Raw genomic sequence first — 20,428 nt, 5'->3', positions numbered from 1 at the left:
CCTTTTTTAGGATGGTTTTTTTTATACCTTAACTCCATACAAAATCAAATACAAATTTTTGATATTAGAGCAGTCATTGAAGCTATAAATGCTGGTAAAACCATTGATAAAGAATAAATCAAAAAACTTGCATCAAACCTTATAATATTTGTATCTTTTTTTTAAAAGTTCTCATTAAAAGGCAAATTTTAACCATTATTTATTGTTTTATTAACTTTTTATTATGATTTTTGGCACTGACTAATTCAAATAATTATAAAATGAATACAAAGTTTAGTGGAATGCTAACGCTACTTTTGGCGTTGGTCGTGCAACTTGCGTTTGCACAAGAAAAGACAATTTCAGGTACTGTTTCAGATGATTCTGGCTTACCGTTACCTGGAGCAACTGTTCTAGTTAAAGGTACTTCTTCCGGTACATCTTCGGATTTTGATGGTAAATATTCAATTAGAGCTAATCAAGGAGCAACACTTGTATTTAGTTTCGTAGGGTATTCAACTGTAGAAGTTGCTGTAGGCACATCTAATACTGTTAATGTTACTTTAACCGAAGATACAGCTGCTTTAGAAGAGGTTGTTGTTGTTGCCTATGGTACACAAAAAAAGGAAGAAATTACTGGATCTGTAACAACTCTCAAAACAGAAGAACTAAGTGATGTACCAACTGCTTCTGTGGTACAAGGACTTGTTGGTAAAGTTTCTGGTGTTCAAATTATCAACCAATCTGGCGCACCTGGAGCTGACCCTACAGTTAGATTCCGTGGTATTGGGTCTATCAACTCTTCAAGCGCCCCGTTATATGTTGTAGATGGGGTTGTATTTAATGGAAATTTAAATTCTATTAACCCACAAGATATAGCGTCAATGACTTTCTTAAAAGATGCGTCTGCAAATGCTCTATATGGAAGTAGAGGTGCAAATGGTGTGATCATAATCACAACTAAAAAAGGAGCCTCTGATAGACTAGAAGTAACTTTTGATAGTAAAGTTGGTTTCAATTCTAGAGCAGTGCCTGAATATGATATTATAACAGAGGCTGGTCAATATTACGAAGCTGTTTTCGATAGAGTTAGGCTTGATTTAATTAATGAAGGTTCAACGGCAGCAGATGCTGCTCAAGCTGCTGCTGCTAATATAGTTACTAATACTGATTTCCCTATTGGATATAATAACTATAATGTCCCTGAAGGGCAAATAATAGATCCTGCAACTGGAAAAATAAACCCAAATGCTACTTTATTATACCAAGATAGTTGGCAAGATGAGTCTTACAGGTCTGGCATAAGAAGAGAAAACTATTTAAGCTTAAGGTTTAAAAATGACAAAACGAGTACATTCTTTTCTTTAGGTAATTTAAAAGATGAAGGTATAGTTATAAACTCTGGTTTCGAACGTACTACTGCACGTTTATCTTCTGAATACACACCAAAAGAATGGTTAAAAATTAGCGGTAGTTTAAACTATGCTCACACTTTAGCAGATGACCCTTTAAACCGTTTTACTTCAGGCAACGTAAGTAACATCGCTGGTTGGGCAAGAGGTACCGCCCCTATTTATCCTGTTTATAGTAGAGATGCACAAGGTAATATCATAACAGATAGTAATGGAAATAGAATTTTTGATTTTGGTACTGGAGATTTTGGTGCAGTAGGCACAAGACCTTCTTTCAAGTCTGCTTCTAATCCAGTAGCAACAAGCTTATTAGATATAGATGATAATGTATCTGACAACTTATCAGGTAGAGTGAGTGCTTCATTTAAATTTTTAAAAGATTTCGAATTTACTTATAACTTATCAGTTGATGTAACAAATGCAAATATTACACAGTTTGCTACACCTATTGGTGGAGACGCTGCTAGGTTTAATGGTAGAATAACAACACGTTCTAATAGAGGTATTACTACAGCTAACCAACAATTATTGAATTGGAACAGAGATTTTGGTAAGCATAGTTTTTCTGTATTATTAGGTCATGAAAGCAATAATTACAATTTCAGATTACTTGCTGGTCAAGTAACAGAAACTGTTATTGATGGTCTGGCAGTTCTAAACAATGGTGTAAATATTCAATTCTTAACAGGATATGAGAAAGATTACACTGTTGAAGGTTACTTATCTCGATTAACATATGATTTTGATGATAAGTATTTCTTAAATGCAAGTTTTAGACGAGATGGTACTTCTGTATTTAGTACTGACAACAGATGGGGTAACTTCTATGGTCTAGGTGGTGCTTGGTCTGTAAATAAAGAGGGGTTCTTTGACATTTCTTGGGTTAACAACCTTAGAGTTAAAGCAAGTTTTGGACAACAAGGTAACGATGCTATATTGTATGAAGATGATAGAAGAATAGTAGGAGACCAAGATAATAGAAACTATTATGCGTATACCGATCAATTTGATATAGTAAATGCTGGAGGCAATATTCCAGGTATTACATTTTTCCAGTTAGGAAACCAAGATCTTGTTTGGGAAACCTCTACAAACATAAATGCTGGTTTAGAATTTGGTTTATTTGACAATAGATTTACTTTAAATGCTGAGTATTTTGTAAGAGAAGTTGAAGATTTATTATTCTTTGAACCATTAGCACAAAGTGATGGAGTTGGAACAAAACCAGCAAATGTTGGGGATATGGAAAATAAAGGTATCGAGGTAGAATTAAGCGCAGACATTATAAGAAATGATAAATTCCTTTGGTCTTTTAATATTAATGGAACTCATTATAAAAATGAGATTACTAGATTACCAGAAGAATTTATTGACGATGCTAACAATACTAATTTTAGATTAGTTGAAGGTCGTTCGAGGTATGATTATTTCATGAGAGAGTTCGCTGGTGTAGATGAAACTAATGGAGACGGTTTATGGTACACAGATGTGTTAGATACTAATGGTAACCCAACGGGTGAAAGAGAAACTACAAATGATCGAGTAAGTGCTACAGAATATTTTGTTGGTAAATCTGCAATACCTGATGTTTATGGAGGATTTTCCACAAATTTATCTTATAAAAACTTCTCATTAGGTATTTCATTTGCTTACCAAATAGGAGGATATGGTTTTGATGGTATCTATCAAAATTTATTAGGTACTACTTCTGCTGGAGACAACTTCCATAAAGATGTATTTAATTCTTGGACACCTGAAAATACAACAGCTTCCATTCCTAGATTGGATATAAATGACGTTAATCAAGCAGGAACATCTTCATTTTTCTTAGTTGATGCTTCTTACCTGAATTTACAAAATGTAACACTTACTTACAATTTCGATAGTAAGCTTTTAAGTCGTTTAGGTGTAACTGGTGCTAAGATTTATGCTACTGGTAACAACTTACATTTATGGGCAAAAGCAAGAAAAGGCTATGACCCAAGATTAAGTATAACAGGAAATGCTGTAAATGAGTTTGGTTTAGCAAGAACTACTTCTCTTGGTTTAACACTTAATTTTTAAAAAATTATGAAAAAGTTTAAATATTTATTTTTAATTATAGTAGTAGGCTGTATTTACAGTTGTCAAGATGATTTTTTAGACACTGAACCGGCCAATTCAATTTCAGCTGAACAAGTTGAAAGAACACCAGCAGCTACCTCGGCTATCGTAAGAGGTATCTATGCCAATTTAAGATCATTTGGTGTTGGACACCCGTTAAGAGTTGATGTAGATTATGGCCAAAAAGGTATCATGGCTATGACAGATATGCTCGGACAAGATATTGTACTTAATAATTTTAACTGGTACATATTCTTGTACAATTACAATGGCAGACAACAAACTAGTAGTAGAACGAATATCTTCTGGAACACTTACTATACAGCAATTGCAGATGCAAACAGTGTAATTAATCCACTCTCTGACAAGGAAGACAGAACAACTGAAGAAGATGCTTTATTAGGACAAGCCCTAGCTATAAAAAGTTTTTCTTTATTTAACCTTGTTAGAATTTATGCGCACACATACATAGGTAACGAAAATGCCCCTGGAATACCTATTCCGGATAGAGTTGATTTTGAAGGGAAAGGGCGTGGTACCGTTCAAGATGTTTATGATCAGATTATACCAGACTTAGAAGAGGCCGTAACTTTATTAGATGGGTTTTCTAGAAGTTCTAAACAAGAGATCGATAAAAACGTTGCACATGGTTTCTTAGCAAAAGTATATTTAGAAACTGGTGACTGGACAAAAGCAGCTAGTAATGCAGCCGCAGCTAGAGCATCTTATAGTTTAATGCCTGGTGCAAATTATGCAACTGATGGTTTTGATGATATAAGCAATGTTGAATGGATGTGGGGTGCAGATATTGATAATGAATCATCGACTACTTTTATATCTTTCTTCTCTCATTTTGATAGTTCTGCTGGTGGATATGGTGGAGTTGGATTTGGTTTAGGATACAAAATGATTGAAGCAAGACTTTATGATATGATTCCTGATACTGATTTAAGAAAAGCTGCCTGGATTTCTCCTGATGCTATAGATCCACCTTACCCTGCGTACGCAAACACTAAGTTTATAGATGGAACTGGCGTATTTGAAGGAGATTATTCTTATATGAGAGCTGCTGAAATGTATTTAATTGAAGCTGAAGCAAAAGCCAGAGACAATGATGCTACTGCTGCAAATGTACTATTTGAATTAGTTAGCAATAGAGACCCTGGTTATGTTTTATCTACTAATACAGGAGATGCTTTAGTAGAAGAGATTTATCTACAAAGAAGAATAGAATTATGGGGAGAGGGTGTATCATGGTTTGATCTAAAAAGACTAAAGAAACCTTTGGACAGAACCGGTACTGGCACAAATCACAGAAGTTTTGGTGCTGTAGACATAGAGGTAGAAGGCGACTTCTTCAGAATGCAAATTCCAGAAGGAGAGCTAAATTCAAACCCTAACATTAATGCTGCTGATCAAAACCCATAATCAACATAAAATTTGTTAATTAAAAACCACCTCTATAGAGGTGGTTTTTTTATACCTTTACCCCATGGAAAACCAAACACAAATCTTTGGAATAAGAGCTATAATTGAGGCTATAAATGCGGGTGAAACAATTGACAAAGTATTTCTTCAAAAAGGCTTAAAAGGAGAGCTTTTTAGTGAATTAGAAAGCTGTTTAAGAAAAAATGCTATTAACTCCTCTTACGTACCTGTTGAAAAGCTTAATAGACTCACTAGAAAAAACCATCAAGGTGCTGTTGCTCAAATTTCTCCGATCGAATTTCACGACATTGAAACTTTAGTAGTAAATGTTATAGAGTCTGGTAAAACTCCTTTATTTTTATTATTGGATCAGTTGAGCGATGTTCGCAATTTTGGAGCAATAATACGTACTGCTGAATGCACTGGTGTTAATGGCATTATTATTCAAAAAAAAGGTGGTGCACCGGTAAATGGTGACACCATTAAAACAAGTGCCGGAGCTGTTTTTAAAATACCTATTTGTAAAGTTGACCATATTAAAGATGCTGTATTTTACATGCAGGCATCTGGTATAAATGTTATAGCTGCCACCGAAAAAACAGATAAAACATTATATGATGTTTCCTTTAAAGAACCCTGTGCTATTATTATGGGATCAGAAGGAAGAGGTATTAATCCTTCAACACTAAAAGTTGTTAATACCAAAGCCAAGCTTCCCATATTAGGTGATATTGAATCTTTAAACGTTTCTGTTGCCTGTGGTGCTTTCTTATATGAAGTAGTGAGACAAAGGATTAACGATTAACGATTAACGATTAACGATTAACGATTAACGATTAACGAATTTAGATTTTTCGTATTTTAACTATCACCACCAACCTACTGAACACCGAACACTGAATACTGAATACTGAATACTGAATAGTAATAATATCACTCCCGATCTTTCCGCCCTTCTCTATAGATATAATTAATCTTAGTGTGTTCCTCCTGCTCTATTTCTGGTTCTATGTGTTCTATAAAATTACCATCCTCATCAAAATGCTTTAAAAAAGGATCCTCCTCTTCATTATAGTTTTCATGCTCCCAGACATATTTCTTAGGTTTGGCTATCTCTCTTCTAAATAAAAAGGCAAATAATAACCCCGTGATTAAACCAGACAAATGACCTTCCCACGATATACCTTCCTTAACAGGAACTACATACCATAGCATACTTCCGTAAAGAAAAACAACCAAAAGAGATAATGCTATAAGCCTATAATGTTTGGCCAACACACCTTTGAAAAAAGTAAAACTCACCAAAACATAAATAAGCCCGCTTGCTCCAATGTGATACGAAGGTCTGCCAATACACCAGGTAAAAAAACCAGAAAGTAGCATCCCATATAGTAAAACCTTCCAGGCAATAGGTTTATAGAAATAAAATAAAGCCATAGAAAGCACAAACAATGGAATCGTATTATGATATATATGTTCAATATCTCCATGAATAAAAGGACTAAAAAGAACACCTCTTAATCCTTTTAAAGTTTGAGGATACACGCCATATTTACTAAAGTTGTAACCAAACCGCACTTCGTACCAAAATACCAACCATATAATTAGTACAAACAATACTGGATAAATAATAACGCTTGTTGAGAATTTAAAGTGGTCTTGGGGCAGTTTCTGTTTCATGTGCTCATATTTATGCTTTTCTATTAATTGGATATAATTCACATGCTAAAGGCCAGTTGTATGCAAAAAACCATTAGTCATGCTTATTTCTCTCTAATTAAAGATAACAAATAGTTAACCAAGTTTAGTATTGATGCTAAAATGTCAGTATTTTAGCTCTAGCATACAGCCTCAATAAATAATGCAGGAATCTGCGAAATTCATCACTAATTATAAAATATGTTGAATTTTGAATTCAAGAGTCTTCAATTTCAAAAGGAATTGTTTTAATTTTACACTATGAATGAACCTTTAGCCGAACGTTTAAGACCAAAAACTTTAAATGACTATGTAAGTCAAAGTCATCTGGTTGGAAAACAGGGAAGCTTAACACAACATATAAAACAGGGTTTAATTCCTTCGATGATTTTTTGGGGACCACCGGGTACTGGAAAAACAACACTTGCCAATATTATAGCTACGGAATCTGGTAGACCTTTCTATACACTTAGTGCTATAAATTCCGGAGTAAAAGACATACGTGACGTTATTGACAAAGCAAAACAAAGTGGCGGCCTATTTACAACTAAAAACCCTATTTTGTTTATTGACGAAATCCATAGGTTTAGTAAGTCGCAACAAGATTCACTTTTACAGGCAGTTGAAAAAGGATGGATTACATTAATTGGAGCTACCACCGAAAACCCGAGTTTTGAAGTTATTTCAGCCTTATTATCACGATGCCAAGTTTATATTTTAAATGCATTCGATAAAGAGGACTTAGAGACACTTTTAAAGCGTGCCATAGAACAGGATGAGTTTATCTCTAAAAAAACGATTAAATTAAAGGAAACAAGTGCTCTAATAAAGCTTTCTGGTGGTGATGCCAGAAAATTGCTTAATATTTTTGAACTTATTGTAAACTCTTATGATTATGACAAGATAACCATCACAGATACTTCTGTTTTGGAAAGAGTTCAGAGTAATACAGTACACTATGACAAAACCGGAGAACAGCACTACGATATTATTTCGGCGTTTATAAAATCTATTCGTGGTAGCGACCCGAACGCTGCTGTATATTGGTTAGCTCGTATGGTAGAAGGAGGTGAGGATGTAAAGTTTATTGCACGACGATTACTTATTCTAGCTAGTGAAGATATAGGCAATGCAAATCCTACTGCATTAGTCATTGCAAATAATACATTTCAGGCGGTTTCTACAATTGGCTATCCAGAGTCAAGAATTATACTAAGTCAGTGTGCCACCTATCTTGCATGTTCCCCTAAAAGTAATGCAGCTTACAAAGCCATAGGTATGGCACAACAATTAGTAAAAGAAACGGGGAATTTATCGGTGCCTTTAGAAATAAGGAATGCACCAACAAAGTTGATGAAAGAATTAGGATATGGCGATAATTACAAATATGCCCATAATTACGATCTCAACTTTGCCAATCAGGAATTTTTACCTGACGAAATTAAGAACACTAAACTTTACGATCCAGGAAATAATGCTCGTGAAGAAGCCCATAGAACCTTTTTAAAACAACGTTGGAAAGATAAATACGGCTATTGAAACAATGCGGTGCTAACAACCGCTGACCAACTGGTAAGTCCCAAAACCATTATTAATTACTGTTCACTGATCACTGATCACTAAAACTTAATATGCAACGCTTCCTGTTTTAGTACATTATTCGAATAGTATTCAATAACCCAACCATCACCTTTTTTATAAATAATGGCGCTAGTATTTTCTACTAAAAATATATTATCAAGTTTCGTCCGTTTAATTCTGTATACTACTTTTGGAGAACTATCTACCAATTGAAAACCGTTTTCTATCTCTTGGGCATATAACACGCCCTTAGCCTCTATTTTAACCGGACTTTCTACATGGGTTGAAGCTATTGCTGCAACCGTTTCCACTTTAGGTACAGGTTTTACCTCGGTTTGAGTATCAACAACTGCTTCTTTTTCCTTTTTAAGGTTTTGAATCTCTTGCTTTAGCTGTTTAATCTCTTGTGTTACTTCATCGTTCTTAACAACAGCAGTACTTTGTGTCTCTAAACCTGTTATATTCTCGTTAGGTTCATATTTATAATTAAGTGCCTCAATATCCTTAAACGCTGCTCTTAAAGCCCCTACATAGGATTTACCATAATCCTTTTCTCTACTTTCCCCTTCTTTCGATGTATAAACTACCTGATCATTACAATTTTTAAGTGCTACTGCTAATTTAGTTTTAAACATCGTAGACGCTTTTGACACATCAGATTTTAGTGCCAAACATCTATTTCTAATTAAATCTTCTGGATAAGTATCACCTTCCATTAAGGCTATAAATCCATGCTTCTTAAATAAAAACTGTGTTAACGAATTTAATTGGTATTGATCCTCTTGTTTTAAGAAATCATATTTTTTAGGAACAATTACGTATTTGTAATTGTTCAAACTTGATTGTGAAAATACTGTAGTTACAATAAAACATGTTACAATTGCAGAAAAAAACCTAGTCTTCATCTTTTTTATTAAATATATAGTTAAACCCTATTTGTAAAGATACACTTTGTGCATCATATATATTTTGTAATTGTAAAAAATTGTCTGCCATAACATAAAAATTAAGGCCTCCTAAATTTGTATACATTCCTAAACCTATATTATAAGCAGAATAAGAGTCTATTGTGTAGGTAGTTTTAACTTGTAAACCTTCAAACAAACGTCTGTAATAATAGGCTGTTAATGCCATTTGAGGCTGTTTAGGTCTACTTATGGCATATAATTGTAAACCTGCCTTATTTAGATAAGCATTATCTTCTTTAGAGCAGTTACATGATTCATATTCTTTTTGCCCAAATGAATAATTTAATGAAGCATTAAACTTAACAGGTCGCCAGGTTGTATATTTAGATGTTGTGGTATCTACCGTAAATAGATCTTCAAGATCTTGTTCAATTTCATCCCAATACTGCTCGGCTGTTTGTCCTATATCTGTTTCAGGAAAAAGAGGATTTACGCCTTCAAATACATAATCTCCCTCTATTTTATAGTTTTCAACATCTTTTTTATGACTAATAAAACCTACATCCAACAAACTTGCTTCTACATGCAATTGTTCATTTAGTTGATGAGAAACACCTATATCGAACCCTAGTCCTAGGTTTCCTCCTAACAAAACACGTTTTCGCAAATCTTTTACAACAGAATTCGATCCTTCAGAGTCATCATCACCTAAACTTGCCAATCCAGAAGTTCTGCCTTCTAAATCTAGATTAAAGATATGATCATAAAAGTTATTCTGTCCCCGAACAGTTACAAAACTCCCTTTGTTATTTGTAAAATCAATATTCGCAATACTAGAATATATTTTTCCTCGTACCCCAAAACTAAATTTGTCATTTACTTTTTTGTTATACCCAAGGTGCAATACCGAAATGGCTTCGGCCCTTACACTCAACTGATTTGCTCTAAATGGTACACCGATACCATTTCCATTTAAAGCTAACATTGCAAAATCTTTAGGAAAATAAGCTATAAAGTCCAACTCTTGATATAAACCAAAACTCACGTATTCGTTCTTTTGAAAACGGTCTCCAAAAGCAAATCCTCCTGAAAAAATTTCTAATTGCTGATTCGCACTAAAAAAATCTCTATGACTCATACCACGAATAGCATTTCGAAGTTTGGTATTGAAATCTACACCATCATCAGCAAAAATATCATAGACCGTACTTCCGGAAATTCCAACATTGGTATGAATATGTGACAATAATGGGATTCCAAAATACCAATCATTTTTCACTTCTCCTCCTGGATTGACCATTAAAGATTGTGGTATATCTGAAAACCCGAAAAGTAATTGCTTGTTTTGCGAAAATGAAAAACAGCATGAAGTTATTATAAAAAATAAACTCAAACTTCTCATAGATCTCCTATTTTAAAATAAAAAATACCGTGCGATTTTATTTTAATTCGTCCATCCCTATTCTGATTTACATCTCCTCCAGGCAATAAACTCAGAATAAACTCCATTCTTGTCGTATTTTTCAAGGCTTCTAGTTTATCTCCCACGAGCTCTTCTGTATAATCGCGTGTAACCTCGCTACCATCTGTTGATGAAGCTCCCAAAACAGAGAACGCATGCAACTCTGTACCTGCATCATTTAGAAATCTGACTTCTATTTGAAACTCTTTATTAATTGTATTTGTGGTTTCAAATACAAACTCTGCTTTAACAAGGTTATCAACTACAAATTGCTCATTGAAAATCTCAACATCTACATGATCTATAACGGGAGGAATCTCAACCCCATTAAGTAAAAAACTTTTAATTGGCTCATCAAAGAATATGAGGCTAGAAGTCACAACTGGGGTAATTTCTAAATCATCGGCCTGATCAAAATCTACTTCCTTTGTACAAGAAAAAAGACTTAAGAACATAGCCATGACTAAAAACGAATATTCTATTATTTGTTTTCGCATAGGTTAGTAATAGATGTTTAGGACAAACGCAAAAATAAGAAAATTAATGCGTCATAGGTATTTCTTTAGCTGAATTAAATTGTTAATTTTTTTAATGCCGTCGTCAATTGTCGTGTTATGGACATCAAAAAAAACGACTTCCATTCCTATGTTTTTTGCCCCTAGTATGTCTGCTTCATAACTATCCCCTATCATAACGCTTTGCTCGCTTGTAGATTCAGCTAATTGTAAAGCATGCTTAAAAATTTTCGGATTAGGTTTTTTAACACCAACCATTTCAGAATTAGTAACGGTTTTAAAATACCCGCTAATGTTAGATTTGGTCAACTTTTTATGTTGCACCTCATCAAATCCATTGGTAATGATATGCAAACTATAATTGTCATTTAAATAATCTAGAATCTCAAAAGTATTTTCGAATAGATAATTAAACATTGGTAAATGGTCTATATAATCATCCGACAATTTGTTAATTATCGCTTCTTCAATTTCATAGCCAATTGCCATAAAAGCATCGTTCAATCTTCCATAACGTAAATCGTTTTTTTCTATTTTTTCTTCTCGGTATAACTTCCAATACTTTAAGTTTATTGGCACATAATGATGTAAAAAATCATCTATATCAACATTAATATTATTTAACTTTAAAATTCTATCAAATGCTAATGCCGAGTTTTTATCAAAATCCCATAAGGTATGATCTAAATCGAAAAACACATCTGTTATACCTTCAATTTTCATTTACTTGATTTTATAAGGTCTTCAATAAACTAAGGACAAATCTAACTGTTTCACTTTTCTATTAAAAATTTCAAAAAACCAAAAGACATAATTTTAAAGTTTATTAACATGAGGATCATGAGTGGATTCTAATACCATATTGAACAATTCCTTAAACCCATCCCATTGTTTTTCTGCGCTAAAGGTATAATTATGAAACACTGCGGTAAACTCTCCGTTTACTTGTTTTATTTCTTGAATGATCTCGTTTATAGCTTTCTTCTTATCCAGTAAAGAATGTGTTTTTAACAAGGCGTAATCCATAAGATGGTATGAATGGATTTTTAAAGGTGTTTGTACTTCATAATCTAAATCGTAAAACAAAAAGGGCGTACAAGATCCGGCTCTAAAACCTATGTGATTTACATATCCCATAGTATAATCTTCCTGTATTTCCAATTCTATAAGGTTCCTATACGATTCTGGTAAATTAAGTCTTGAAAAAGATTGTCGGGAAGCCTTTAGCGTGGTATTTAAAATATCTTCCATACGCTGCTTTTCCTTTTTTAAAATCGAAATATCTTCAATAGCAAAATAAGATGTTTTTAAACCTACCTTACTATAGTCGGCTATATGTTTAATAAGCGATACAAATTTCTTTTTGTTAGGGTTAATCCCCTTATCGTAGGTTGAATAGTCGCCAATTAAAAAAAAGAACAAAAATTTAAATCGGCTCTGCTTCTGTCTGTTTATAATGTACTTAAAAGTATCGAACGGGTCATGTATAAATCCAAGAATAACCATAACCCTAATATATAAGCTCATAAACTTAAATTTAAACAAGTCTTTCGCCATACCTCCTAGCGTTCTCATAATGCCTTTTAACCTAAAATTATAAGCACTGGGAACATCAATAATGGGTTTAATGGTATAACTTTTTTCGGGAAACTTAAATTCAGGAAATTGAGCTTGCAAGGCGTCTTTAAATTTATACGCCCAAATATCTACTACCGGTTGATGTAAAAAACCATACTTATATGCCAAACTTTCGGCAGCTGTAAACCGACCAAATTCATCTTTTACATGCGGCAAATATTCCTCGTAACGCGATAATAAATAAAATGAAGCCGCAAAAATATCGAAGGGAATAGCACTCTTATCTCCATTATAAAAAAAGCATTTTGTATTGTCCCAATCAAGTATATTAATATCAAGATCACTCAACCCTTGTTCAAATAGGATATCATGGCTTTTAACAAAAAACTCTTTCCCGAGCTGTTGTCTCGTATAAGACATTTTAAAACTATCGTGTGCAATAAATTCTTCTATCTTGGTTGTAAACCCAACTTCTACACCTAAAATTCTAGTGCAAATGTGCTTGAAAACATATTTTAAGCGAGGCGATATTTTATGTGTATATACTAAAAGCATTATAAGAGAGTTTCATCTGCGAAACTAAAATATGCTTTTTCTGTTATAATTAGATGATCTAATACTTTAATATCTATACTTTGTGCTGCTTTTTTTAATTTACTTGTAATTTGTATATCAGCCTGACTGGGTTTTAAAGCTCCAGAAGGATGGTTATGAGTTAATATTAATCCAGTTGCCCCAACCTCTAAAGCATTTTTCAATACCAATCGTACATCAACAAGAGTTCCTGTAATACCTCCTTTGCTTAGTTGATTTTTTTGAATAACCTTATTAGAATTATTTAAATAAATAATCCAAAACTCTTCATGCCGTAACTCCCCTATTTTGGGCTGCATAAGCTCAAAAACCGACCTACTGGATGTTATTTTATTTTTTTCCAAAGCTTCCTCTCCTCTTCTTCTCCTTCCTAATTCTAAAGCAGCTGCAATAGTTATGGCTTTAGCTTCTCCAATACCTTTAAACTCCATTAGTTCCATAATAGATAACTTCCCCAATTCACTTAAATTATTATCTACACTTGCCAAAATTCTCTTAGACAAAGCTACTGCACTTTCATCTTTATTACCAGAGCCTATTAAAATAGCTACTAATTCTGCATCACTTAATATTTCTCTACCTTTATATTGTAATTTTTCACGTGGTTGATCACCTTGCGACCAGTTTTTTATTGGGAACGATACTAGCTTTTCCTGCATTGATTAAATGTGCTTAAATATTCAGCTTTAAATGTAAGAAAATTAATAAGTTTTAAGATATATTTTCTAAACCTGTTTTTAAAACATTCATTTTTATAGCAATAAATATTGTATTTTTATAGACCAATAGTCACTTGGTTAAAGTTGAAACTCTCTTGAAACATCCGTCTAAATATCATCATGATAATGATATTAATCACATGATAAAAGTGATTAAAGCCTATCCGCTAGCTAAGTTTATTTCAGTAAAAGACAATCAACCATTAATTCCCCATTTACCGTTAATTTATACAACCGTACTATATGACGTAAAGATGTTTGAAATTACAATTGATTCTTGGGAAGGTAAATTTAAACACTCCCTGAACAAAAACACACATAATATTGAATATGCCAGTGCTGAATTATTGCAAACCAATCAATAAAGTATTGAAGCATTTTTCATAAAGTTTCTAACCCATATTATTTTCTGGATTCATGTACCCAGAGATTATACATATTCAAAATTTTATTGCTGCCAATAGCATTACCATTTCATTAGGCAAAACACCTTATATTGACAAAAATTTAGTTCCCGTTATTTTAGGCATAAAAAATAACACCTATACAATTCACGCATCGGATGAATACGAAGACCTAAACCACCATAACATTATATTACGTTTTATTATTGTTTTTAGAGCACTAACAATTATTGATGAATCCGAAGACTTTCTGATCTGGTGTAAACAAGAAAGTTTAAACCCTATCAACTATAAACTCTTGGACTACTACAAGGAAACTTGTAAAGCAATCGATAGTATTAGCAATTATTTTATAAACAATGAAATAGATTATTTTGTCTCCGATTTGGATTTTCAGTTAAACACTGGAGTTATGCAGTTTTTGAGACGGTAGTTAAAGCTTTGGCGATCTTCCCAGCTCCATCAAACTTGTAAAAAAACAAACTATTCCGTTCCTTTACAAATAAATACCGAACAGTATCTTTTATGAAAAAAGCGGAAGCAACAAGACTGAACATTCTTCAAAAAGCATTTGAATTAATTTACGTTAAGGGATACCAAACCACTAGCATTGATGATATTATTGCTACTACACAAGTCACCAAAGGTGCCTTCTATTACCATTTTAAAAACAAAGACGAAATGGGGCTTGCCATTATTAACGAAATTCTAAAACCCACACTTAAAAACAGTTTTGTAACGCCCTTACAGAATGAGGAGAATCCTATAAATGCTATTTACAATTTAATGTACAATCTACTTATGGAAAATGAATTTTTAAAAGTTGAGTATGGTTGTCCCGCTGCCAATTTCACACAAGAAATGACACCGTGGAATATTAAATTTAGTAACGCGCTGGATACACTAACCAAAGAATGGACAGAAACAATGATAGCAACCATTGAAAAGGGTAAAAGTAACGGTTTTATTCATAAAGACACAAATGCAAAACAAACCACCATGTTTATTTTATCTGGCTATTGGGGTATAAGAAATTATGGAAAATTGGAGAACAGCAAAAAGGTTTATATACCTTATTTAAAAGAACTTAAGAATTATTTAAACAGTCTGAAATAATTTTTTTATCAAAAAACATACTAATTAGTATGTTTTTAGTTTAACTTTGCCTTTAAAAGAAAAAACAATACAAAATGTACTCTTATCTACTCACAACGCATTCCATTATCCGTTGGTTTGTTTTAATCTTTATCATTTACTCTATTTACAGAGCGTTTACCGGTTTTATACAAAACCGCTCGTTCTCTAAATTGGATAATGCCTTCCGACATTGGACAGCAACAACCGCACACATCCAATTAATGATTGGTATAATACTTTACACCAAAAGCCCCATCGTAAAGCACTTTTGGTCGGACAGCAAAACGGCTTTACAAAACTTAGATTTGACTTTTTACGGTGTCATACACTTTGTTTTAATGTTAATCGCCATTGTGTTATTAACCATTGGTTCGGCATTAGCAAAACGAAAATCTACAGATAAAGAAAAATTTAAAACTATGCTGGTTTGGTTTTCTATAGTCTTAATTATAATATTTATAGCCATTCCCTGGCCATTCTCACCATTATCTTCCAGAACTTATATAAGAACATTTTAATATGAAAAAGTATTTTACTACTACAATCGGACGTTTGCGCCTTTATGGCTTTTTAGAAGGCATATCGCTATTAGTTTTAGTTTTTATAGCTGTTCCAATAAAGCACATGTTTCATAATCCAAACTGGGTAAAAACAATAGGCCCTATTCACGGAGCATTATTTCTACTCTTTGTTTTTAATGCACTACGTGTTGGCATTGAACAAAAATGGCCTTTTAAAGAAACCACCTGGAAAGTTATTGTAGCTTGCTTTATTCCTTTTGGGACTTTTTATATTGATCAAAGAATATTAAAGCATTTGAAATAATGATCGAAGTATTAGTTTATAAAACAAATGTAGACAGTAAAAAGTCTGCTACCTACTTAAAACCATTTCTTGACGACTTATTGACTGGCTCAAAATGGAATTTCGATCTGGAAGATTGTGATAAAGTTCTTCGTGTAGAAAATGATGGATCTATTTCAAAAAAGATAATAGCCTTATTAAAAGAAAAAGGTTTTTTATGTGAAGAACTTGAAAACTGATTACTTAACTCGGTAAAATAATTTTAAGCTCTCATAAAACAAAAAATATGTAACATTGAAAATACCAGAGCTAGATGATTACCAGATAATCAATAAAATATTGAGATCTTTTTTCAGAAAGCACCCCACTCTTGGTTATAGTTTTATTGCGTTCTGCACATTTTTCATAAAGGAATGTTGGGATAAAAATATTGCCTCTACTCTTTATTTTAACTTCAATATTCAAACTGCTACCCGCTTTTGTTTTTAGTTGTATTAATCATAAGAAGCATTAGAAACTATTACAATATAGATCAAGTAACTAACAGCTACTAGACCGTTACACATAACCAAAATCAATCTTCACGAATGAAAAAACTAAATTTATTACTTACAATTATCTTAGGAATTACGATTTTATCTTGCTCATCAGATGATGAAAACAATAACGGAAATAATAGCACTTTGATAGGAACTTGGTATGGAATATCAAGTACATTTAATGGGAACAACTCTGGGATTCCAGATAATAATATTTTAAAATTTACATCTAACAATCGAGTAGAATTTATTTATGAAGGTTTTGGAAACAATGGAGAAAATGTTTCTGAATTTGGAGATTGGACGGAAAATGGAAATACATTAACAATCGTTTGGGACGATTCTGACCCAGGACTTGAAAACTATGTTTTGGAAATCTTAGAACTTAATGACTCTACTTTAAAGTGGAGAACAGAAATAACTGGAGAAGGAACATTAATAGAAACATTTAGCAAAAATCAAAACGCAACGGTTGACCTATCTCAATTTCAGGATTACAATCTTGAATTTACTGTTGATATTGCTGCATCAGGACCTAACGACCCCTACGAATTTCAAGCCACTTTTATAACGACAGATGGGGATAACCAAGTTATTGAAATGACTGAAACTTATTCTGGTTTAACAGCAAATACAGATGATTTTATTTCTGATTCAAAAATCGTTAAAGAATATAAAATCGTTGGAGTAAGAGTTACTGCTGTGAGTAGTAATATTGGTGGTTTGGTAGTTAAACTCACAAAAGTTTCTGACCAAAATAAAGTCATGGATTCTTTTGAAAGTATTCCGAATAGCGCAACAATAACCTATAACTTTGAAACAAGAACAGAGACGACAACATCGAACTAATAACTGTGAGGTCACCATATCCTATGATAGTTGAGAGAATAAAGCTATTCAATTATACCCTTAACCTCATCAAAATCCAATCCTCCATAATTACCAGAACTCATTAACAATAAGGTTTTATTATCAAAATCCTGAGAAAACAAAAAGTCTTTAAATTCCTCTGGATTCGTATAAATAATCAAATCATCGCGCTGAAAAGCATTAGCAATTTGCTCATGCGTTACCTCTTCAAGCTTTTTAATTTCAACCGCATGAGGCGAATAAAATACCACGGCAACATCGGCAGCATCTAATGCGCCTTTATATTCCTTTAAAAATTCAGCATTTAAACTACTGTAAGTATGTAGTTCTAAACATGCCACTAAAGTTCTGTCTTTATATTGTTCCTTAACAGCCTTGGTAGTAGCCTCTACCTTGCTCGGTGAGTGTGCAAAATCTTTATAAGCCACACTATTTTTACCTTCAGCTATTTTTTCCAAGCGTTTGCTTGCTCCTTTAAAAGTAGAAATAGCTTCATAAAAATCATCTTCATCAATTCCCATATGCTGACAAATCCACTTAGCACCAGCAAGATTATTTAAATTATGCTTTCCAAATATTTCTATGGGCAATTCTCCCTCTGGCGTTTCCAATAAGGTTTGTCCATTTTCAACCGTATATTGAAGTGTTTGATATGGCAACTTACGAATCGGATTAACAGAAGCCTCAACAACACGTTTCACCTCTGGATCTTCTTCATTATAACTGATACTACCACCATTAACAATAGAATCTACAAAAATGCTAAACTGCTCCACATAGTTTTCATAGGTAGGAAACACATTAATATGATCCCAGGCTATACCACTTAACAATGCTATATTAGGTTTGTATAAATGAAATTTCGGACGTCTATCAATAGGAGAACTCAAGTATTCATCACCCTCCAACACGATAAAATCGTTGTCTTCGGTAAGTTTTACCATCACATCAAAACCTTCTAACTGAGCTCCGACCATGTAATCAACATCCCTGTCATGATAATGCATCACATGTAAAATCATGGACGTTATAGTGGTCTTACCGTGACTTCCACCAATAACAACACGAGTTTTGTATTTAGATTGCTCGTACAAAAACTCCGGATAACTATAAATTTTCAAACCCAGTTCCTGAGCCTTTAATAATTCCGGATTATCAGCTTTAGCATGCATTCCCAAAACAATGGCATCTAAATCTGTAGTAATTTTTTCAGGATACCACCCAAAAGCTTCCGGCAATAAACCTTTAGCATCTAATCTTGATTTTGAAGGCTCAAAAATAGTATCGTCACTTCCAGTTACTTTATATCCTTTATTGTGTAATGCTAGGGCTAAATTGTGCATCGCAGCGCCCCCAATAGCTATAAAATGTACGTTCATAAAACAAATATCTAGCTACAATTTTCAAATTCCAAATTAAACGGGGTAAAATGTTTTTGTGTTCAATGTTCAGTGTTCAGTGTTCAGTGTTCAGTGTTCAGTGTTCAGTGTTCAGTGTTCAGTGTTCAGTGTTCAGTGTTCAGTGTTCAGTGTTCAGTGTTCAGTGTTCAGTGTTCAGTGTTCAGTGTTCAGTGTTCAGTGTTCAGTGTTCAAGAAAAAATAACTTTTTCTAACTATGCCTTTCGTATCATTTATCATATTTATTAAAACTTAATAACACGAATTGAATATCATAAGTACTGTAAACTGCCACTGCCAACCGTATACTGACCACTGCTAACTGTATACTGATCACTGTTCAAGAATCCTCTCCCTAAGCTCCTTAAAAGGTTTAATGTTAGGCAATTCAGTAATAGCCAATCCAATATACTTCAGAGCCTCCGTTTTGTTCTTTTTATGCGTGTAAATTTGAGCCAAGCGGTAATTTGCCCAAGCCTTAGGCACACCATCCTCAGCAGAGTAATTAGTTATATAAGTATGTAAACAGCGTTCTCCCTTTTGTAGTTCAATATTATATTCAGCAGCCACCTTACCAATCTGGTAATGCATTGCATTACGTTGGTGTTTTTTATGAGCAGCTTCAATATTTTCAATAGCCTTTTCCGGTTGCTTTTCGTTTTCGTATAAAGCCGTTAATTTATCATAACAAGTTACAGAACCACCTACCTTTATAGCCATTTTATAATACTTCTCGGCAAACTCTGGTTCATCATCATACTCATAAATATATCCTTTTGCCAAATAGCCATCCACTTTCGAAAGCGCTTCCAATTCCTCTGCAAAATGTAGCGATTTACTCTTACTTCCTCCAATAATACCTGGTAATTGCATGTATAACTCTACCAGTGCCCAACGGGTATCAATATGGTTTTTATCTAATTCAGCAGCCCTTAAAAAGGCATCTCTTACATCACCAATAATCCCCAAAGCCTTTAATTTACTAATAGATAATGCCTTCATCCCCAAAGCCCCACCATATTTATAATGATAATTAGCATTATTCTCCTTAGTTTTCACTAACTTTTGATACTGTAAAATAGCATCATCCCATTTTTTTTGATGCCCGTAAGCATCCCCCAGCAACTCTATGGCCAGTAAGCTATTTGGATGTTTTTTTAAGTAATTGCGAACAGATTGTTCCGCTTTAGTAAATTGTTTTTTCTTGAATAGTATTTCTATCTCATCAAAGTTTGATTGACCAAAAGCCATTGCGGGTACTAAGAAAAGGAGCAAAATAAATTTCATAACACAAATAGTC

At 33.3% G+C, this 20,428-nt stretch carries 20 protein-coding genes; 11 read left to right on the top strand and 9 right to left on the bottom strand.

The window, feature by feature from the left end; translation table 11 throughout:
- The first annotated feature begins 260 nt into the window (after nucleotides 1–260).
- The 3 genes from C1H87_RS17125 to rlmB all read left to right on the top strand — a co-directional run bounded on the left by C1H87_RS17125 (nucleotide 261) and on the right by rlmB (nucleotide 5,727).
- Nucleotides 261–3,455, top strand: a complete 3,195-nt coding sequence (locus C1H87_RS17125) for a SusC/RagA family TonB-linked outer membrane protein (RefSeq protein ID WP_102756988.1) — start codon at nucleotides 261–263, stop codon at nucleotides 3,453–3,455.
- Nucleotides 3,456–3,461: 6 nt separating this feature from the next.
- Nucleotides 3,462–4,922 (top strand): RagB/SusD family nutrient uptake outer membrane protein, encoded by a 1,461-nt coding sequence (locus C1H87_RS17120; protein WP_102756987.1) that lies wholly within the window; start codon nucleotides 3,462–3,464, stop codon nucleotides 4,920–4,922.
- A 64-nt stretch (nucleotides 4,923–4,986) separates the two neighbouring features.
- Nucleotides 4,987–5,727: a 23S rRNA (guanosine(2251)-2'-O)-methyltransferase RlmB gene (gene rlmB / locus C1H87_RS17115; protein ID WP_102756986.1), complete on the top strand. Its 741-nt coding sequence runs from the start codon at nucleotides 4,987–4,989 to the stop codon at nucleotides 5,725–5,727.
- A 128-nt stretch (nucleotides 5,728–5,855) separates the two neighbouring features.
- Here the strand turns inward: rlmB and C1H87_RS17110 are convergent, their stop codons facing one another.
- Nucleotides 5,856–6,602, bottom strand: a complete 747-nt coding sequence (locus C1H87_RS17110; protein ID WP_102758310.1) for a rhomboid family intramembrane serine protease — start codon at nucleotides 6,600–6,602, stop codon at nucleotides 5,856–5,858.
- Between the two features lie 279 nt (nucleotides 6,603–6,881).
- Here C1H87_RS17110 and C1H87_RS17105 point away from each other — a divergent pair, with 279 nt between their 5' ends.
- Nucleotides 6,882–8,159 (top strand): replication-associated recombination protein A, encoded by a 1,278-nt coding sequence (locus C1H87_RS17105; protein WP_102756985.1) that lies wholly within the window; start codon nucleotides 6,882–6,884, stop codon nucleotides 8,157–8,159.
- Between the two features lie 80 nt (nucleotides 8,160–8,239).
- Here C1H87_RS17105 and C1H87_RS17100 read toward each other — a convergent pair whose 3' ends face one another.
- From C1H87_RS17100 to radC, 6 genes are all read right to left on the bottom strand, one after another.
- Nucleotides 8,240–9,106: a hypothetical protein gene (locus C1H87_RS17100; protein WP_102756984.1), complete on the bottom strand. Its 867-nt coding sequence runs from the start codon at nucleotides 9,104–9,106 to the stop codon at nucleotides 8,240–8,242.
- Nucleotides 9,096–10,511, bottom strand: a complete 1,416-nt coding sequence (locus C1H87_RS17095; RefSeq protein ID WP_102756983.1) for a DUF5723 family protein — start codon at nucleotides 10,509–10,511, stop codon at nucleotides 9,096–9,098. The genes C1H87_RS17100 and C1H87_RS17095 overlap by 11 nt, the downstream gene beginning before the upstream one ends.
- A complete protein-coding gene (locus tag C1H87_RS17090; protein ID WP_102756982.1) occupies nucleotides 10,508–11,068 on the bottom strand; it encodes a hypothetical protein in 561 nt (186 codons plus the stop codon). Before C1H87_RS17090 ends, C1H87_RS17095 begins: the two co-directional genes overlap by 4 nt.
- Before the next feature lie 51 nt (nucleotides 11,069–11,119).
- Nucleotides 11,120–11,809, bottom strand: a complete 690-nt coding sequence (locus C1H87_RS17085) for a YjjG family noncanonical pyrimidine nucleotidase (protein WP_102756981.1) — start codon at nucleotides 11,807–11,809, stop codon at nucleotides 11,120–11,122.
- Between the two features lie 93 nt (nucleotides 11,810–11,902).
- Nucleotides 11,903–13,219 carry a polysaccharide deacetylase family protein gene (locus C1H87_RS17080; RefSeq protein ID WP_102756980.1) on the bottom strand — a complete coding sequence of 439 codons (1,317 nt, stop codon included), beginning with the start codon at nucleotides 13,217–13,219 and terminating at the stop codon, nucleotides 11,903–11,905.
- Nucleotides 13,219–13,917, bottom strand: a complete 699-nt coding sequence (radC, locus tag C1H87_RS17075) for a RadC family protein (RefSeq protein WP_102756979.1) — start codon at nucleotides 13,915–13,917, stop codon at nucleotides 13,219–13,221. Before radC ends, C1H87_RS17080 begins: the two co-directional genes overlap by 1 nt.
- 155 nt (nucleotides 13,918–14,072) lie before the next feature.
- Here radC and C1H87_RS17070 point away from each other — a divergent pair, with 155 nt between their 5' ends.
- From C1H87_RS17070 to C1H87_RS17040, 7 genes are all read left to right on the top strand, one after another.
- Nucleotides 14,073–14,342, top strand: coding sequence for a PNPOx family protein (locus C1H87_RS17070; protein WP_102758309.1), 270 nt, complete (start codon nucleotides 14,073–14,075; stop codon nucleotides 14,340–14,342).
- A 52-nt stretch (nucleotides 14,343–14,394) separates the two neighbouring features.
- The gene (locus tag C1H87_RS17065; RefSeq protein ID WP_102756978.1) at nucleotides 14,395–14,814 is read left to right on the top strand and encodes a hypothetical protein; all 420 of its coding nucleotides are present in this window, start codon (nucleotides 14,395–14,397) and stop codon (nucleotides 14,812–14,814) included.
- A gap of 92 nt (nucleotides 14,815–14,906) precedes the next feature.
- Nucleotides 14,907–15,497, top strand: a complete 591-nt coding sequence (locus C1H87_RS17060; protein ID WP_102756977.1) for a TetR/AcrR family transcriptional regulator — start codon at nucleotides 14,907–14,909, stop codon at nucleotides 15,495–15,497.
- A gap of 74 nt (nucleotides 15,498–15,571) precedes the next feature.
- Nucleotides 15,572–16,036, top strand: a complete 465-nt coding sequence (locus C1H87_RS17055) for a hypothetical protein (protein WP_102756976.1) — start codon at nucleotides 15,572–15,574, stop codon at nucleotides 16,034–16,036.
- A 1-nt stretch (nucleotide 16,037) separates the two neighbouring features.
- Nucleotides 16,038–16,343 (top strand): DUF3817 domain-containing protein, encoded by a 306-nt coding sequence (locus tag C1H87_RS17050; RefSeq protein ID WP_102756975.1) that lies wholly within the window; start codon nucleotides 16,038–16,040, stop codon nucleotides 16,341–16,343.
- Complete coding sequence (locus C1H87_RS17045) at nucleotides 16,343–16,561, top strand: hypothetical protein (RefSeq protein ID WP_102756974.1); 219 nt, start codon at nucleotides 16,343–16,345, stop codon at nucleotides 16,559–16,561. The genes C1H87_RS17050 and C1H87_RS17045 overlap by 1 nt, the downstream gene beginning before the upstream one ends.
- 348 nt (nucleotides 16,562–16,909) lie before the next feature.
- Nucleotides 16,910–17,710 (top strand): lipocalin-like domain-containing protein, encoded by an 801-nt coding sequence (locus tag C1H87_RS17040; protein WP_102756973.1) that lies wholly within the window; start codon nucleotides 16,910–16,912, stop codon nucleotides 17,708–17,710.
- A gap of 44 nt (nucleotides 17,711–17,754) precedes the next feature.
- On the opposite strand, the gene C1H87_RS17035 is transcribed toward C1H87_RS17040, so the two are convergent.
- Nucleotides 17,755–19,110, bottom strand: a complete 1,356-nt coding sequence (locus C1H87_RS17035) for a UDP-N-acetylmuramate--L-alanine ligase (RefSeq protein WP_102756972.1) — start codon at nucleotides 19,108–19,110, stop codon at nucleotides 17,755–17,757.
- A 351-nt stretch (nucleotides 19,111–19,461) separates the two neighbouring features.
- A complete protein-coding gene (locus C1H87_RS17030; protein WP_102756971.1) occupies nucleotides 19,462–20,415 on the bottom strand; it encodes a tetratricopeptide repeat protein in 954 nt (317 codons plus the stop codon).
- Nucleotides 20,416–20,428 lie beyond the last annotated feature (13 nt).

The organism is Flavivirga eckloniae, from assembly GCF_002886045.1.
Classification (GTDB): Bacteria; Bacteroidota; Bacteroidia; order Flavobacteriales; family Flavobacteriaceae; genus Flavivirga; species Flavivirga eckloniae.
This window is presented reverse-complemented; position numbering and strand designations above follow the sequence as displayed.

Excerpts from the sequence above, each read along its gene's own strand:
- C1H87_RS17125 (WP_102756988.1), top strand. The coding sequence starts at position 261 with ATGAATACAAAGTTTAGTGGAATGCTAACGCTACTTTTGGCGTTGGTC.
- C1H87_RS17120 (WP_102756987.1), top strand. The coding sequence starts at position 3,462 with ATGAAAAAGTTTAAATATTTATTTTTAATTATAGTAGTAGGCTGTATT.
- rlmB (WP_102756986.1), top strand. The coding sequence starts at position 4,987 with ATGGAAAACCAAACACAAATCTTTGGAATAAGAGCTATAATTGAGGCT.
- C1H87_RS17110 (WP_102758310.1), bottom strand. The coding sequence starts at position 6,602 with ATGAAACAGAAACTGCCCCAAGACCACTTTAAATTCTCAACAAGCGTT.
- C1H87_RS17105 (WP_102756985.1), top strand. The coding sequence starts at position 6,882 with ATGAATGAACCTTTAGCCGAACGTTTAAGACCAAAAACTTTAAATGAC.
- C1H87_RS17100 (WP_102756984.1), bottom strand. The coding sequence starts at position 9,106 with ATGAAGACTAGGTTTTTTTCTGCAATTGTAACATGTTTTATTGTAACT.
- C1H87_RS17095 (WP_102756983.1), bottom strand. The coding sequence starts at position 10,511 with ATGAGAAGTTTGAGTTTATTTTTTATAATAACTTCATGCTGTTTTTCA.
- C1H87_RS17090 (WP_102756982.1), bottom strand. The coding sequence starts at position 11,068 with ATGCGAAAACAAATAATAGAATATTCGTTTTTAGTCATGGCTATGTTC.
- C1H87_RS17085 (WP_102756981.1), bottom strand. The coding sequence starts at position 11,809 with ATGAAAATTGAAGGTATAACAGATGTGTTTTTCGATTTAGATCATACC.
- C1H87_RS17080 (WP_102756980.1), bottom strand. The coding sequence starts at position 13,219 with ATGCTTTTAGTATATACACATAAAATATCGCCTCGCTTAAAATATGTT.
- radC (WP_102756979.1), bottom strand. The coding sequence starts at position 13,917 with ATGCAGGAAAAGCTAGTATCGTTCCCAATAAAAAACTGGTCGCAAGGT.
- C1H87_RS17065 (WP_102756978.1), top strand. The coding sequence starts at position 14,395 with ATGTACCCAGAGATTATACATATTCAAAATTTTATTGCTGCCAATAGC.
- C1H87_RS17060 (WP_102756977.1), top strand. The coding sequence starts at position 14,907 with ATGAAAAAAGCGGAAGCAACAAGACTGAACATTCTTCAAAAAGCATTT.
- C1H87_RS17055 (WP_102756976.1), top strand. The coding sequence starts at position 15,572 with ATGTACTCTTATCTACTCACAACGCATTCCATTATCCGTTGGTTTGTT.
- C1H87_RS17050 (WP_102756975.1), top strand. The coding sequence starts at position 16,038 with ATGAAAAAGTATTTTACTACTACAATCGGACGTTTGCGCCTTTATGGC.
- C1H87_RS17045 (WP_102756974.1), top strand. The coding sequence starts at position 16,343 with ATGATCGAAGTATTAGTTTATAAAACAAATGTAGACAGTAAAAAGTCT.
- C1H87_RS17040 (WP_102756973.1), top strand. The coding sequence starts at position 16,910 with ATGAAAAAACTAAATTTATTACTTACAATTATCTTAGGAATTACGATT.
- C1H87_RS17035 (WP_102756972.1), bottom strand. The coding sequence starts at position 19,110 with ATGAACGTACATTTTATAGCTATTGGGGGCGCTGCGATGCACAATTTA.
- C1H87_RS17030 (WP_102756971.1), bottom strand. The coding sequence starts at position 20,415 with ATGAAATTTATTTTGCTCCTTTTCTTAGTACCCGCAATGGCTTTTGGT.